At 73.9% G+C, this 13923-nt stretch carries 12 protein-coding genes and 1 pseudogene; 7 read left to right on the forward strand and 6 right to left on the reverse strand.

Annotated elements, in window-relative coordinates; translation table 11 throughout:
• Positions 1-7 precede the first annotated feature (7 nt).
• The gene (locus tag AB0B40_RS23175; RefSeq protein WP_345055321.1) at positions 8-556 is read right to left on the reverse strand and encodes an RNA polymerase sigma factor; all 549 of its coding nucleotides are present in this window, start codon (positions 554-556) and stop codon (positions 8-10) included.
• 47 nt (positions 557-603) lie between these two features.
• On the opposite strand from AB0B40_RS23175, the gene AB0B40_RS23180 reads away from it, so the two are divergent.
• The 5 genes and pseudogenes from AB0B40_RS23180 to AB0B40_RS23200 all read left to right on the forward strand — a co-directional run bounded on the left by AB0B40_RS23180 (position 604) and on the right by AB0B40_RS23200 (position 6145).
• A complete protein-coding gene (locus tag AB0B40_RS23180; protein WP_362265314.1) occupies positions 604-1992 on the forward strand; it encodes a serine/threonine-protein kinase in 1389 nt (462 codons plus the stop codon).
• Positions 1993-2144: 152 nt separating this feature from the next.
• Positions 2145-2858 (forward strand): DUF4232 domain-containing protein, encoded by a 714-nt coding sequence (locus AB0B40_RS23185; RefSeq protein ID WP_362265316.1) that lies wholly within the window; start codon positions 2145-2147, stop codon positions 2856-2858.
• 197 nt (positions 2859-3055) lie between these two features.
• Positions 3056-4305 (forward strand): annotated as a pseudogene (locus AB0B40_RS23190) (hypothetical protein).
• A gap of 63 nt (positions 4306-4368) precedes the next feature.
• Positions 4369-5622, forward strand: coding sequence for an SLC13 family permease (locus AB0B40_RS23195; RefSeq protein WP_345055338.1), 1254 nt, complete (start codon positions 4369-4371; stop codon positions 5620-5622).
• 31 nt (positions 5623-5653) lie between these two features.
• Complete coding sequence (locus tag AB0B40_RS23200; RefSeq protein ID WP_345055311.1) at positions 5654-6145, forward strand: universal stress protein; 492 nt, start codon at positions 5654-5656, stop codon at positions 6143-6145.
• A 1-nt stretch (position 6146) separates the two neighbouring features.
• Here AB0B40_RS23200 and AB0B40_RS23205 read toward each other — a convergent pair whose 3' ends face one another.
• Together AB0B40_RS23205 and AB0B40_RS23210 are read right to left on the reverse strand one after the other, a co-directional pair.
• Positions 6147-8087 (reverse strand): RICIN domain-containing protein, encoded by a 1941-nt coding sequence (locus AB0B40_RS23205; protein ID WP_362265360.1) that lies wholly within the window; start codon positions 8085-8087, stop codon positions 6147-6149.
• Between the two features lie 322 nt (positions 8088-8409).
• Positions 8410-9378: an aldo/keto reductase gene (locus tag AB0B40_RS23210; RefSeq protein WP_362265317.1), complete on the reverse strand. Its 969-nt coding sequence runs from the start codon at positions 9376-9378 to the stop codon at positions 8410-8412.
• 139 nt (positions 9379-9517) lie between these two features.
• Between AB0B40_RS23210 and AB0B40_RS23215 the strand changes: the two genes are divergently transcribed.
• Positions 9518-10369 carry an endo alpha-1,4 polygalactosaminidase gene (locus AB0B40_RS23215; RefSeq protein WP_362265319.1) on the forward strand — a complete coding sequence of 284 codons (852 nt, stop codon included), beginning with the start codon at positions 9518-9520 and terminating at the stop codon, positions 10367-10369.
• Between the two features lie 70 nt (positions 10370-10439).
• On the opposite strand, the gene AB0B40_RS23220 is transcribed toward AB0B40_RS23215, so the two are convergent.
• Positions 10440-10637: a ferredoxin gene (locus tag AB0B40_RS23220; protein WP_345060636.1), complete on the reverse strand. Its 198-nt coding sequence runs from the start codon at positions 10635-10637 to the stop codon at positions 10440-10442.
• Positions 10638-10649: 12 nt separating this feature from the next.
• Entirely contained in the window at positions 10650-11879 is a 1230-nt protein-coding gene (locus AB0B40_RS23225) for a cytochrome P450 (protein WP_362265321.1), read from the reverse strand.
• Between the two features lie 405 nt (positions 11880-12284).
• Between AB0B40_RS23225 and AB0B40_RS23230 the strand changes: the two genes are divergently transcribed.
• Complete coding sequence (locus AB0B40_RS23230; RefSeq protein ID WP_345060640.1) at positions 12285-12734, forward strand: nitroreductase family deazaflavin-dependent oxidoreductase; 450 nt, start codon at positions 12285-12287, stop codon at positions 12732-12734.
• A gap of 125 nt (positions 12735-12859) precedes the next feature.
• Here the strand turns inward: AB0B40_RS23230 and AB0B40_RS23235 are convergent, their stop codons facing one another.
• On the reverse strand, positions 12860-13786 hold the full coding sequence (locus AB0B40_RS23235) for a cation diffusion facilitator family transporter (RefSeq protein ID WP_362265362.1): 927 nt from the start codon (positions 13784-13786) through the stop codon (positions 12860-12862).
• Between the last annotated feature and the right edge of the window lie 137 nt (positions 13787-13923).

Consider the following 13923-nt stretch of genomic DNA (forward strand, 5'->3'; position numbering starts at 1 on the left):
ACCGGTCTCAGGAGGCCGCCAGCCAGGGCCGTACCTGCTTGCGGGCCTCGTGCAGGCGGGACTTGAGCGTGCCGAGGGGGATGCCGGCGCGCTCGGCGGCCTCGGCGTAGTCCAGCTGGCAGATGTCCCGGTACACCAGCGGGGCCACCAGATGCGGGTGTTCCCGCTCCAGGCGGTCCAGCGCCTCCAGCAGATCCACCCGTGAGCCGGCGATGACGCTGGTGGTGCGCGGATCGACGGCGTGCGCGGGCTCGATGGCGACGGGCTGCTCGGCGGCCCGGCGCTTCAGCTCGCGGTACTTCTGCCGGCAGCAGTTGGCGACGACGGTGTACAGCCAGGTGCCGAAGCGGCTGCGGCCCTGGAAGCCGGAGATGTGCCGGGCCACCTGGAGCAGCACGTCCTGGGCGGCCTCCTCGGCGTCCTCACGGCAGGGCAGGAAGCGCGCGCAGCGGCGCACGGTCTCCGGCCGGATCTCGGTCAGCAGCCGGTCCAGGGCCGTGCTGTCGCCTGCGGCGGCACGCCGGGCGAGGTCTTCCACCGGTGCCTGGTCCTGCACGGATGGGCCCCCCTTCGAGTCGATCTCAGGGCAGGCATGATAGTCGTATGCACTCCCTGGAGCGGATCGGCCGCTACCGCCTCGAACGGCCGCTGGGCACCGGTGCCTTCGCCACCGTGTGGCTGGCCCACGACCCCGAGCTCCAGGCGCCGGTGGCCGTCAAGGTCCTCGCGGAGAACTGGGCGCACCGGCTCGACATCAGGGAGCGCTTCCTGTCCGAGGCGCGACTGCTGCGCCGGGCCGGTTCCAGCAGGGTGGTGCAGGTCTACGACATCGGGGAACTCCCGGACGGCAGGCCGTACTTCGTCATGGAGTACGCCGGCGGCGGCACGCTCGCCGATCTGCTGGCGGGCGGTCCGCTGCCGGTGCGGGACGCGCTCGCGCTGACGGCCGAGGCCGCTCGCAGCGCCGCCGCCCTGCACGAGGCCGGTATCGTGCACCGCGACATCAAGCCGACCAACGTGCTGCTGCACACCGCTCCGGACGGCACCCGGCGGGTCCTGCTGGCCGACCTCGGCCTGGCCAAGAGCCTCGCGCAGGCCTCGGTGCTGACCCTGGCCGCCGGTTCGGCCGGTTACCAGCCGCCGGAGCAGGCCGAGCCCGGCGAGGGCATCGACGAGCGGGCGGACGTCTACAGCCTGGGCGCGGTCGGCTACGAACTGCTCACCGGGACCGTGCCGGGACAGCCGGGGAAGGTGGTGGCGCCCCGGCGGCTGCGGCCCGAGCTCGGCGAGGACGTGGAGCGGGCACTACTTCGCGCGCTGGAGCCGGACCGGGCGCGCCGCTGGCCGGGCGCCCTGGCGTTCGCGCACGAGCTGGACCGGCTGGCGGCGGGCCCGGTGCGGCCCGCGCGGCGGCTGGACCGGGTGCGCGGCCGGCTCAGCACCGTGACCCTGGGCCTCGCCGCGGCCCTCGCCGCCACCGCCGCCGCGGTCACCATGACCGCGGTACTGCACCGGGGCGGCACCGGGGGCGACGTGGTGCGGGTCGCGGACGCCCAGGGGCGGATGAGTCTGGAGGTGCCGGCCGGCTGGGGCCGCGAGGTGCGCGACTCCGGCTGGGACCCGCACGCGCTCGGTCTGGCGACGGGGCACGAACCGGGCCTCGTGGTGGCCGACGACCTGTCCCACTGGCCCGACCTGAAGGCGGCCGTGAACGGGGTGTTCGCCGGGATGAGCGCGCACGGCGACGTCACCGCCAGGGTCAGGGGGCTCGCCCACTCCGGCTGCCGCTACACGGGCGCCCGCACCTTCACGGACGCCGACTGGCACGGACTGGTCCGGTCCTGGAGCGGCTGCCCGGACGGCGGCTCGGTCACCGAGTCCGCGCTGGTGCCGGCGGACGGCGCCGCGCACCCGCAGGTGTACGTGCAGATACGCCGGCGGGGTGACGGCGATGCCGTCGACGGCGTACTCCGTTCGCTTCGGATGGGCTGAAAGGGGGCTGCCGAGCGTCGATGCGGGGAATCAACCCCGCGTGTCCCGAACTTTTCCGGCGCCCCGCGCATCGGACGGTGTGGACGGCGCACCCGGCGCCACAGGCACGCGTCCCGGTCGCGTGCCGTGACCTTCCAGGAGTGTTGAGCGACATGGTGTACACCCCCCGGTCCGCGCGGCACGGGGCCCTGCTCGTGGGCACGGTTGCCGTGCTGGGCCTCCTGACCGCCTGCGGCAACGGCGCGGACGTCCACGGCAGCCCGCCGGTCACGGCCTCCGGTACGGCCGCGCCCGCGCAGGACGGCAAGAGCGGCCCCGCGTCCAACCCCGCCTCGGGCTCCGCCCCGGCCTCCGCCCCCCAGGCGACGGTCTCGACGGGCTCCTCACGTTCCCCGGGCGGCAGGACGAAGACCCCGACCACGCCGGCCACCGCGGCCACCACCGGCGGTTCCCGCTGCCACACCTCCGGACTGAGCGCCTCCGTGGGCCGCAACGACCCCGGCGCCGGCCAGGAGAACTTCCCCGTGGTGCTCACGAACAAGTCCGGGCGCACCTGCACGCTGCGCGGCTATCCGGGCGCCGCCTTCGTGAACGGCTCCGGGGGGCAGCTCGGTGCCGACCCCCGGCGCGAACCCGGCTCCCCGGAGACCGTCACGCTCCGGCCCGGGCAGAGCGCCTGGACCGGCCTGACCTTCTCCAACCCGGCGGTCAGCGGGGCCAAGCAGGCCACGCCGGCCGCGCTGCTGGTCACCCCGCCGGACGAGCGGGACCCGCTGAAGGCGGCCTGGCCGGGCGGTCCGGTGCCGGTCTCCGGCAACTCCTCGTCCGTCCGGCTGACGGTACTCAGCCCCGGCACCGGCCCCTGAGCCGGCGCTTCCTCCGCGCGGACCCCGCTGCCCTCACTCCCGAGGCAGCGGGGTTCGTCATGACGGCGCCACAACTGTCACAGGACGGCAACAGGCGCCGTCGGCCGCGATCTTTCCCCGGCCTTCGGTCATCGAACCCGGTCGACCGCACGGCGAACGGGCTCAGCAGGGGCCATGACCAGGGAATCGGGGAGAAGATGAGCGGGATCTCACGCAGGCGGATGCTCACGGCGGGGGCGGCGGCGGGCGCGGCGGCGGGCGCCCTCGGGACGCTGGCCGCCTGTTCCTCCGGCACCGGCCTCCGGTCCGCCGGAGCGGACCCGGCGGACGGCAGGGGCACCACCCAGGCCCGGCCCGTACGGCCGATCGGAGACGGCTCCACCGCCGACACCGGCGCCCAGCCGCACCAGCCGAAGCCGGTCCGGCTGACAGCGGGTCTGCGGCCCCCGCAGTTCGTGGTGTTCTCCTGGGACGGCGCGGGCGAGCTGAGCAACAGACTCTTCTCCCGGTTCCGCAAGGTGGCCGCCGACCACGGCGCCGCGATGACGTTCTTCCTCAGCGGCATCTACACCCTGCCCGAGTCCCGGAAGCACCTCTACCCCCGCAGCACCCGGTCGGCGCCTCCGACATCGGCTACCTCGCCGACCGGCACATCCACGCCACGCTCCAGCAGGTGCGCGCGGCCTGGCTGGAAGGCCACGAGATCGGCACCCACTTCAACGGGCACTTCTGCGGCGCCACCGGGGTGCGCAACTGGTCCCCGGCCGAGTGGCGCAGCGAGATAGAACAGGCGGTGGACTTCGTCACGAAGTGGAAGACCAACACCGGCTTCACCGACCTCGACCCGCTCCCCTTCGACTACCGCAAGGAGCTGACCGGCGGCCGTACCCCGTGTCTGGAGGGCCAGGCGAACCTGCTGCCGACCGCCGCCGCGCTCGGCTGGAAGTACGACGCCAGCTCCCCCGGCGGGCTCCAGGTCTGGCCGGGCAAGGTGCGGGGCGGCCGGATCTGGGACTTCCCGCTGCAGTCCATACCCTTCGCCGGGCACTCCTTCCAGGTACTCTCGATGGACTACAACATGATGTTCAACCAGTCCGGCGGCAGCCCGCTCGGCGACCGCACGCAGTACGACGCCTGGCGCACCCAGGCCCGCGACACCTACCTGGCCGGTTTCCGGCGGGCCTACGACAGCAACCGCGCGCCCTTCTTCATCGGCAACCACTTCGAACGCTGGAACGGCGGCATCTACATGGACGCCGTCGAGGAGGCCATCGGGAAGATGGCCGCCTACGACGACGTGCGCTTCGTGTCCTTCAAGCAGCTCGTGGCCTGGCTGGAGGCGCAGGACCCGGCGGTGCTGCGCAAGCTGCGCACACTGTCGCCCGGGCAGTCCCCGGTGGGCGGCTGGGCGGAGTTCCTGGGCGCGGCGGGCAGCCGGTCGTCGTAGTCCGTTCAAGGTCGTCTGTTTTCATGGGCGGGCACGCAGTGATCGATTCTGGAAGGATCCGCCCTGAACACCCCGCTCGCCGAGGCCCTGTCCGCCGTTCTGCTGGTCGCCGTGCTGGCCTGGGCCGTCGTACGGCCCTTCGGGTGGCCGGAGGCGGTCATGGCCGTTCCCGCCGCCGGGATCGCCGTCGCCACCGGAGTGATCTCGCTCGACCACGCCCGGGCCGAGGCGGAGCGGCTCGGGCCGGTGGTCGGGTTCCTGGCGGCGGTGCTGGTGCTCGCCCACTTCTGTGACGTGGAGGGACTGTTCCAGGCGTGCGGGGCGTGGACGGCGCGGTGGGCCGCGGGCCGTCCGGTGCGGCTGCTGACGGCGGTGTTCGCGCTGGCGTCGGTCATCACCGCCGTGCTCAGCCTGGACGCGACGATCGTGCTGCTGACGCCGGTGGTCTTCGCCACGGCCGCGCGCACCGGCGTACGGCCCAAGCCGCATGTCTACGCCTGCACGCACCTGTCGAACACGGCGTCGCTGCTGCTGCCGGTGTCCAACCTGACCAACCTGCTGGTGTTCGCGGCGAGCGGGCTGAGCTTCACCCGGTTCGCGGCACTGATGGCGCTGCCGTGGCTGGCCGCGATCGGGGTGGAGTACCTGGTGTTCCGGCGGTTCTTCGCCCGGGACCTCGCGGCGGCGGCCCCGGCGGACCGGGACACCGGCGAGGCACCGCGGCTGCCGCTGTTCGCGGTGGTGACCGTGGGCTGCACGCTGGCCGGGTTCGTGGTGGCGTCGGCGTTCGGCGTCGAACCGGCCTGGGTGGCGGCCGCAGGCGCGCTGGTGCTGGCCGGGCGGGCAGTGGCCCGGCGGAAGGCGACGCCGCTGACGGTGCTGCGGGCGGCGGCCCCGTCCTTCCTCGCGTTCGTCCTGGCGCTGGGCATCGTGGTGCGGGCGGTGGTCGACAACGGGCTCGCGGACGTCCTCGGACATGTGGTGCCGGGCGGCACAGGGCTGCCCGCGCTGCTCGGCATCGCCGCGCTGGCCGCCCTGCTGGCCAACCTGATCAACAACCTGCCCGCGGTGCTGGTGCTGCTGCCGCTGGCGGCACCCTCCGGGCCGGGCGCCGTCCTCGCCGTGCTGCTCGGCGTGAACATCGGCCCGAACCTCACCTACGCCGGGTCGCTGGCCACGCTGCTGTGGCGGCGGATCGTGCACCAGCACGAGCACGACGTGGACCTCGGGGAGTTCACCCGGCTCGGTGTGCTCGCCGTGCCGTCCTCCCTCCTGGTCGCGGTGGTGGCACTGTGGGGGTCGCTGCAACTTCTCTGAGGGTGCGCGCGAGCGGAGGGAGACCGAGGGGATGCGGGTGATCGCCTGGCTGGTGGAGGGCACCTGGCCCGCGTGCGTGGACGCCGTGCGCGCCCACGCGCCGGACGACGCCGAGGTGGTGCTGCTCCATGTGAGCGGCCCGGACGTGCCCGCGGTGGCGCACGGGGCCTTCGCCGGACTGCTCGGGCGCGGGCACCGCGAGGCTGACCCGGGTGACCGGCTGGAGGCGCTCGGCGGGACCTCTGCGTCGGCGCTGCTCGACGCGGCGGCCGCGCGGCTGGGCCGGCCCTGTGCCCGCGAGGAGCGGTCGGGCCGGGTCGAGCGGGAGGTGGTGGCCGCCGCGGCGGGGGCGGGACTGCTGGTACTGGCCCGGGACGGGGACCGGTCCCGGCTGGGGCCGAAGAGCCTCGGCCCGGCCGTCCGGTTCGCCGTCGACCACGCCCCGTGCCCGGTGCTGCTGGTGTGGCCGGAACCGGCCCCGGCCCTGGGGACCATCCCGCCCCCGCCGCCGCACCACCCCTGACTCAGCGGCGCGGGCGCCCACCGTCCCGGCCGTGTCCGCCGCCCCGGCCGCAGTACTCCGGGTACGGCGTACACGGATCGCCGGTGACGGCCGGGGAGGGTGCGGAGCCGGACGACGCCGGCGCCGCAGGGGTCTCGGGGGCGGCCGCGGACGGAGCGGGAGTGACCGGTTCGGCGAAGACACCGCGAGGTGTGCGGCCGGCCGGCACCGGGGTGCTGGCGGGCACCGGGGTGCTGTCGCCGTCCCAGTTGACGTTCTCCATGCGCAGGTCCGCGTGGGCGGTGTCGACGCTCCAGCGCTGGGCGGTCCCCGCGGCACGGGTCTTGAGCACCAGGGCTCCGGAGCCGTCGGTGGCGGCCGGGGTGAGGGCCAGTTCCTGGCTCCGGCGCGGCACCAGGAGTCCCTGGAGGGTGAGGTCGTACCGCAGGTCACCGGCCCTGCCGGCGGCCGCGCAGGGGGCGAGACGGACCGAGTAGCCGAGGTGGGAGTCCAGGCACAGGCCGGGGGCGGCGGCGCTGCGCAGCAGTCCGTCCGTGTCGTACGTCCACTGCTGGCTCGCGATGGCGGAGCAGGCGGTGAGTTCGGTCTCGGCGCCCCGGACGGCCTTCTCGCCGACGACACCGACGCACAGACCGGAGGTGAGGTTGTGGAGCCTGCCGCGCAGGGCGCCCTGGGCGCCGGCGTGCGTACCGGCCCAGCCGGCCCCCGCTGAGGCCGTCGCCTTGCCCGGCGCCCTGGAGGGCGGGCCGGCGGCGCCGGGAGCCGGGGCGTCGCCGGAGCCCGGCAGCGACCACAGCACCAGGGGCAGGACGACCAGGCCGCTGACGGTGACGACGGCCAGGGCGAGGTGGCGGCGCCGCACCCGCCGGGCGGCGCGCTGCGCGGAACGCCGGGAGAGGGGGGCGGCCTCGGTGCCCCCGGGGGTGCGGGGGGACGGGGCGGCTCGGCGGCGGGCGGGCGACGCGCCCCGGCCAGGCGGCCGGCGGCGGCGCCCGGTCCCCGCGCCCGGCGAGCCTGGCACGAAGGTCTCCCCCGCCGCCGGTGCGCCGGCGTCCCCGCCCCGGGGTGCACCGGCCTCTCCGGGGCCGCCGGCCTCTCCGTCCCCGGGCGTGACGGCAGTCCCGTCGGCCGCTGCGGCGGCGCCCGTCGGGGCCGGCGCGGCGGGCTCCTCGGCGCGGGCCGCCCGGGACTCCAGATAGCCGAGGGCGCCCCAGCCGAGGACGGCCTCGGCGAGCGCGCGGCCCAGGCCGTCGCCGAACCGGGCGAGTTGCTCGGCGGTGCGGCCGCAGTGGGCGCAGCCGGCCAGGTGCCCGCCCAGGTCCGGGTCGATGTCGGTGCCGCCGCGCCGGTAGGTCACGTCGAGCATGCGCAGATAGCGCCGGCACTCGTTCTCGGGCGCGAGTTCGCGGTGCGCCTGGAGGCACTCGTCGCGCAGCCGCTCGCGGGCCCGCCGGAGTTCGAGGCGGACGGCGTCCTCGTCCATGCCGAGGAGCGCGGCGGGCACGGCCAGGGGCTCGGCCTCCACCTCGACGTGCCACAGTACGGCGCGGGAGGTCTCGGGCACCCGGTGGAAGGCGCGGGACAGCAGCCGCCGGCCGGGCGGTGGCAGCAGCAGGGCCGCGGCCCGCTCGCCGCCGGCGGTGCCGGTGCGCAGGGCGGGGTGGAGGTGTGCCCGGCGGTCGTCGGCGTCCCACTCGGCGGCGATGGTGCGGACGGCGACCAGCACATGGGGCCGCCAGGCCGCGCTCGGGCCGGCCTGCCGGAGGGACGCGCCGAAGAGCCGGGTGAAGGCGGCGGTGGTCAGCATGCCGGCCGCGCGCGGGCCGTCGGTGCACAACCGGGCATAGGCGAAGGCCGCCGACCAGTGCCGGTCGAAGAGTTCGCCGACCGGATGCAGTACGGGCGACACGCCCGTCCACTTCTTCAGTTCGGCGCTCAGCATTTCGTCCGACGGGCCTTCCTCGGTCACGGCCGTATTCCTCCAGACACACATGCGGAATTAGTCCATACCATTGGGTACGGAAAGGTCGTGAGGCAGCTCGAACCTCCCCTGAACAGGCTCTTTTGCAGGTTCCTGCGCGCCGACAGCGCACACTTTCGCACAACGGAACACACCCGAACAAGGGAACCCGCGATTCTCGGGATTCCACGCGACAGGCTCTCTCTTGACATTTCGTCAGGATCACTGTTGACGTTTCGTCAAGGGTTCGTATTGACGAAACGTCAAGAGTGGCCAATTCGCGCCGCGCGGGCCCCGGTGAACGTCAGTGGCCGCTGACGGCACGCGGGGTGTAGGGCTGCTGGAGTTCCTCGATCTCCTTGTCGCTCAGTTCCAGTCCGACGGCGGCCACCGCGTCCTCCACGTGGTGCGGCTTGGCCGCGCCGACGATGGGAGCGGCCACCGTGTCCTGGTGCAGCAGCCAGGCGAGGGCCACCCGGGCGCGCGGCACGCCCCGCTCGGCGGCGATACGGGTGACGGCCTCGACGATCGCGCGGTCGCTCTCCAGGTACAGCCGGCCGCCGAAGTCGTCGTGGGCGCTGCGGTCGGTCACCGTGCCCCAGTCGCGGGTGAGCCGGCCGCGGGCGAGCGGGCTCCACGGCAGCACACCGACGCCCTGGTCCGCGCACAGGGGCAGCATCTCCCGCTCCTCCTCCCGGTAGAGCAGGTTGTAGTGGTTCTGCATGGACACGAACTTCGTCCAGCCGTGCCGCTCGGCGGTGTACTGCGCCTTGGAGAATTCCCACGCGTACATCGAACTCGCCCCGATGTAGCGGGCCTTGCCGGCCTTGACCACGTCGTGCAGGGCCTCCATCGTCTCCTCGACGGGGGTCGCGTGGTCGTAGCGGTGGATCTGGTAGAGGTCGACGTAGTCCGTGCCCAGGCGGCGCAGGCTGTGGTCGATCTCGGTCATGACGGCCTTGCGGGACAGACCGGCCCCGTTCGGGCCGGGCCGCATCCGGCCGTTCACCTTCGTGGCCAGCACGATCTCGTCGCGGTGGGCGAACTCCCGCAGGGCCCTGCCGACGATCTCCTCGCTGGTGCCGTCGGAGTAGACGTTCGCGGTGTCGAAGAAGTTGATGCCCGCCTCCAGCGCCTGCCGGATCAGCGGGCGGGACGCCTCCTCGTCCAGCGTCCACTCGTGCGTGCCGCGGTCCGGCAGCCCGTAGGTCATGCAGCCCAGACAGATCCGCGACACGTCCAGGCCCGTCGAACCGAGCTTCACGTACTGCATAGTCGCTGCTCCCGCCTTCGGAACGGTGGTCACGATCGAGCCTACGACCTGGCCAGGGGCCGACTTGACGACGGGAACGTCCGGGCGATTTGATCCTGGCACGTGCCGCGCCGCCCGGCGTGGGCAGGATGGAGCGGACTTGCCCCCCACGGGTGTTCTCCGCGCCGCGGGGCCGCGCACGGCCCTGGGCGCCCTGGCGACGGCCCTGACCGTCGCGGTGACGGCCCTGGCCGGCTGTGCCTCCGGCGACCGCGACGAGAGCGGTTCGCCGAAGCCCGCAACGGTCCGGCTGCCCCCGCGGGGCGCCGGGTTCGACTACCAGATCGGCGGCGGCTACCCCCCGCCCGCGGGCGTGCGCGTCGTCAGCCGCGACCGGTCCGACTCCCCCGCGCCCGGGCTGTACAACATCTGCTACGTCAACGCGTTCCAGGCCCAGCCGGCCGAGCGCTCCTCCTGGCCGGCCGACCTGCTGCTGCGCGACGCGCAGGGCCGGGTCGTCATGGACGAGGACTGGAACGAACCGCTGCTGGACCTCCGCACTCCGGCCAAGCGGGAACGGGTGGCGCGCCGGGTGAACCACTGGATCGACGGCTGTGCGGACAAGGGCTTCGACGCCGTCGAGCCCGACAACTACGACAGCTACGTCCGCTCCCGCCGGCTGCTCACCGCGGCCGACGCGACCGCGTTCATGACCCTGCTCTCCCGGCACGCGCACGCCCGCCACCTGGCCATCGCGCAGAAGAACACCGCGGAACTGGCCGGGCGGCGCAAGCGGGCCGGGCTGGACTTCGCGGTCGCGGAGGAGTGCGGGCAGTACGACGAGTGCGGGGTCTACGCGAAGGCGTTCGACGACCGGGTGGTGGACATCGAGTACACCGACTCCGGCCTGCGCGCCGCCCGCGCCCGCTGGGGCGGCCGGCTGAGCATCGTCCGCCGGGACCGGGACGTGTCCACGCCGGGCAGCGCGGCGTACGTCCGCAAGGTGCGCTAGATCGTCTGCCGGCCGGCCTCGGCCGGCCGTGGGGCGGTACGGCGGTGGCCGCCGCCGTACCGCCGGGCCGTCACCCGACGCCGTCCCGCACGGTGATCGCGCTCACCGGGCAGGCGCGGGCCGCCTCCCGGGTCATCGGGTCGTCTCTCCCTTCGCTGCCGGGGAGCAGCATGCTGTACCCGTCGTCGTCCTGGGTGAAGACGCCCGGCGCGGCCAGCGCGCACTGCCCGGCGCCGATACAGGCGTCCTTGTCGATGTCGATGTGCATGAGCAGAGCCTCTTACCAGGTCACGGGGAGTTCCAGCATCCCCTGGATCGTGTCGCCGGGTTTGAAGGGAATGTCCTTCGCCGGGGCGGCCAGCCGCAGCCCCGGCAGCCGGGCGAGCAGGCTGCCGAGGGCGATCTCCAGTTCGGCCCGGGCCAGGTTCTGGCCCAGGCACTGGTGGATGCCGAAGCCGAACGCCACGTGGTGGCGGTCGGCGCGGTGGAAGTCCACGCCGTCGGGGTCGTCGTACACGGACGTGTCACGGTTGATCACCGACGTCGCGAAGAGGACGCCGTCGCCGGCCCGGATCGTGGTGCCGGAGACCTCGATGTCCTCCAGCGCCACCCGCTGCAGCCCTTCGGCGATGGACAGCATCCGGAGCAGTTCCTCGACGACGGCGGGCAGCAGGGCGGGATCGGCGCGCACCTCGGCCAGCCGGTCGGGGTGCTGGAGCAGGGTGTAGGTGCCCAGGGAGATCATGTTGGCGGTGGTCTCGTGCCCGGCGACCAGCAGGATGAGAGCGAGCGACACGAGGTCGGCCCGCTCCAGGTCGCCGTCGCGGTACCGGCGGTGGACGAGGTCGTCGAGGATGCCGTCGCCGGGTTCGGCGTCCTTGGCCTTGGCGTCGATGAGGTCGCCGAGGTACTGCTCCAGCCGGTCGCGGGCCGCCACGGCGTCGGCGCCGGTCGGGCCGCGCAGCAGCCGGCGGGACTGTTCCTCGAAGAACTCGTGGTCGGCGTAGGGCACCCCGAGCAGGCCGCAGATCACCATCGACGGCACGGGCAGCGCGAAGGCGGAGACCAGCTCGGCGGGCGGTCCCTGCTCGATCATCGCGTCCAGCAGTTCGTCCACCACCTGCTGGATCCAGGGGCGCAGCGCGGCGGCGCGCTTCACGGTGAACGACGGGATCAGCATGCGCCGCTGCCGCTGGTGTTCGGGGTCGTCAAGGCCCAGCAGGGCCACCCTGCGGTCGCGGCCCGCCTGGAAGCGGGGCGTGGGCACGGGGAAGCCGGAGCGGCGGCGGTCGGTCGACAGGCGGGGATCGGCGAGCAGGGCGCGGGCGGTGGCCTGTGCGGTGACGAGCCAGACCTCGCGGCCGTCGTAGAGGGTGACGCGGGACAGTGGTCGCCCGTCGCGCAGCGGGTCGTAGCCGGTGGGCGGGTGGTAGGGGCAGGTGCGGTCCTGGGGGAAGGCGACGGGGTCGGGCAGGGCGGCCGGGCCGGTGATGTCCGTCAGTTCCGTCATGGAAAGACCTCGCAGACGAAGGAAGTGCGTCGTGCCGATCTTCATTAGATGCCCCAGGCACCTATAGGTCGACCTGAAGTTCGGCCACTTCGGTGACCCCCGTGATCTGGCCGAAGCACCATGGGTCCGAGGGGCGGGAACCAGCCGCCGTCCCGCCTGCCGGGAGCCCTCGGCCGGCGGCCGGTCACGGCGGACGGGCACCGACGCCGCCCCGGACCCGTGCGCCGGCCCGCGGCGGGGCCGTCCTCCTCCCCATGATGCCGCACGCCCGGGCGGTGCGGCGGGCGGGCGGGGCACGGGGTGTTCACCGTGTCGGCGGGCGCGGCCCGCGGTACGGATGTTTCCGGCGGCCTCCGGTGTTGACGGTGGCGAACGTTCGTTGGACCGACGAAGGGACAGCAGGAAATGCCTCTTGAGGGCGAGTACGAGCCCAGCCCGACACAGTGGGTGCGCGACCAGGTCGAGCTGTACGAGAGTTCCGGCGGGACGCAGGGCACGACGCTGGCCGACACGGGGATGCCGGTGATCGTGCTGACCACGCGGGGCGCGCGGAGCGGGAAGATCCGCAAGACGCCGCTGATGCGGGTGGAGCACGACGGCCGGTACGCGGTGGTCGCCTCCCTCGGCGGTGCCCCCAAGCATCCGGTCTGGTACTTCAACGTCAAGTCCGACCCGCATGTCGAACTGCAGGACGGCCCGGTGAAGCGGGACATGCGGGCCCGGGAGATCACCGGGGCGGAGAAGGCCGAGTGGTGGGAGCGGGCGGTGGCGGCCTATCCGCCGTACGCCGAGTACCAGGAGAAGACGTCCCGGGAGATCCCGGTCTTCGTGCTGGAGCCTGTCGACGAGAGCTGAGCCGGCGGGAACCGCGCCGACGGGAACCGGTCCGGGAACGGCCCGGTTCCGGCCGGAGGCCGGGCCGTTTCAGAAAAATCTGTTCCTGAGGCGTGTGGACCGGCTCTCCCGCGGGCACTGGTGCGTCAGGCCCCGCCGCGCTCCCCCGTCGCGGCGGGGCTTTCGTGTGCCTCGCCCGCCGGCCGGTCGGTGACGTCCAGGAAGACCTGGTCGGTGTCGGGAAACGTCCGGGCGAGGGACCGCTTGATGCGTACGGCGACCTCCTCGACCCGCTCGCTGTCCAGGCCCGGCACCAGGTCGATACGGGCGGCGACCATGGTGGAGTCGAGGCCCATCTTCATGGTGAACAGCGCCTCGACGCTGTCGATCTCCGGCTGTGCCCGCAGCAGCGCCCGGATCCTGCCGCTCAGCTCCGGGTCGGCGGCCTCGCCGATCAGCTGGTCCCGGGCATCGCGGCCGAGCCGGTAGGCGACGTAGACCAGGAGGACACCGATCGCCATGGAGGCCGACGCCTCCCACACGACCTGGCCGGTCACCATGTGCAGGGCCATGCCGATCATGGCGAGGGTCACGCCGAGCACCGCCGTCCCGTCCTCGGCGACCACCGTGCGCAGCGCGGGATCACGCAGCCCTCCGAGACCGCCGCCCTGGCTGCGCACCTGGTGCAGGGCCCGCAGCAGCGAGACGCCCTCGGCGACCAGGGCCACGCCCAGCACGACCAGGCCCGCCACATAGCCGCTGAACGTCTCCTCGGCACCGCTGTGCAGCGCCTCGAAGCCCTGGAAGAAGGAGAAGCAGCCGCCCATCACGAAGATGCCCACGGCGGCCAGCAGGGACCAGAAGAAGCGCTCCTTGCCGTAGCCGAACGGGTGCCGGCTGTCGGCCGGCCGGCGGCTGCGGCGCAGGGCGGCCAGCAGGAAGACCTCGTTGAGGCTGTCCGCGACCGAGTGCGCGGCCTCGGACAGCAGCGCCGGCGAGCCGGCGAGGACGCCGCCGACCGCCTTGGCCACCGCGATCACCAGGTTGGCGGCGAGCGCGACGAGGATGGTGATCTTGGTGTGCCGGTCGGCCTCGGACCCGGTCCGCGCCGGTGGCGTCGTCCCGCCCGTGCCGTCCGCCGTTCGCGCTCCGCCGTCCCTGTCGGGTGCCGGTGGGGTTTCCGCGCCCGGGACGTGTTCCGGTCGCGTCG

It is taken from the genome of Streptomyces sp. NPDC042638, assembly GCF_040647235.1.
GTDB classification, from domain to species: domain Bacteria; phylum Actinomycetota; class Actinomycetes; order Streptomycetales; family Streptomycetaceae; genus Streptomyces; species Streptomyces rameus.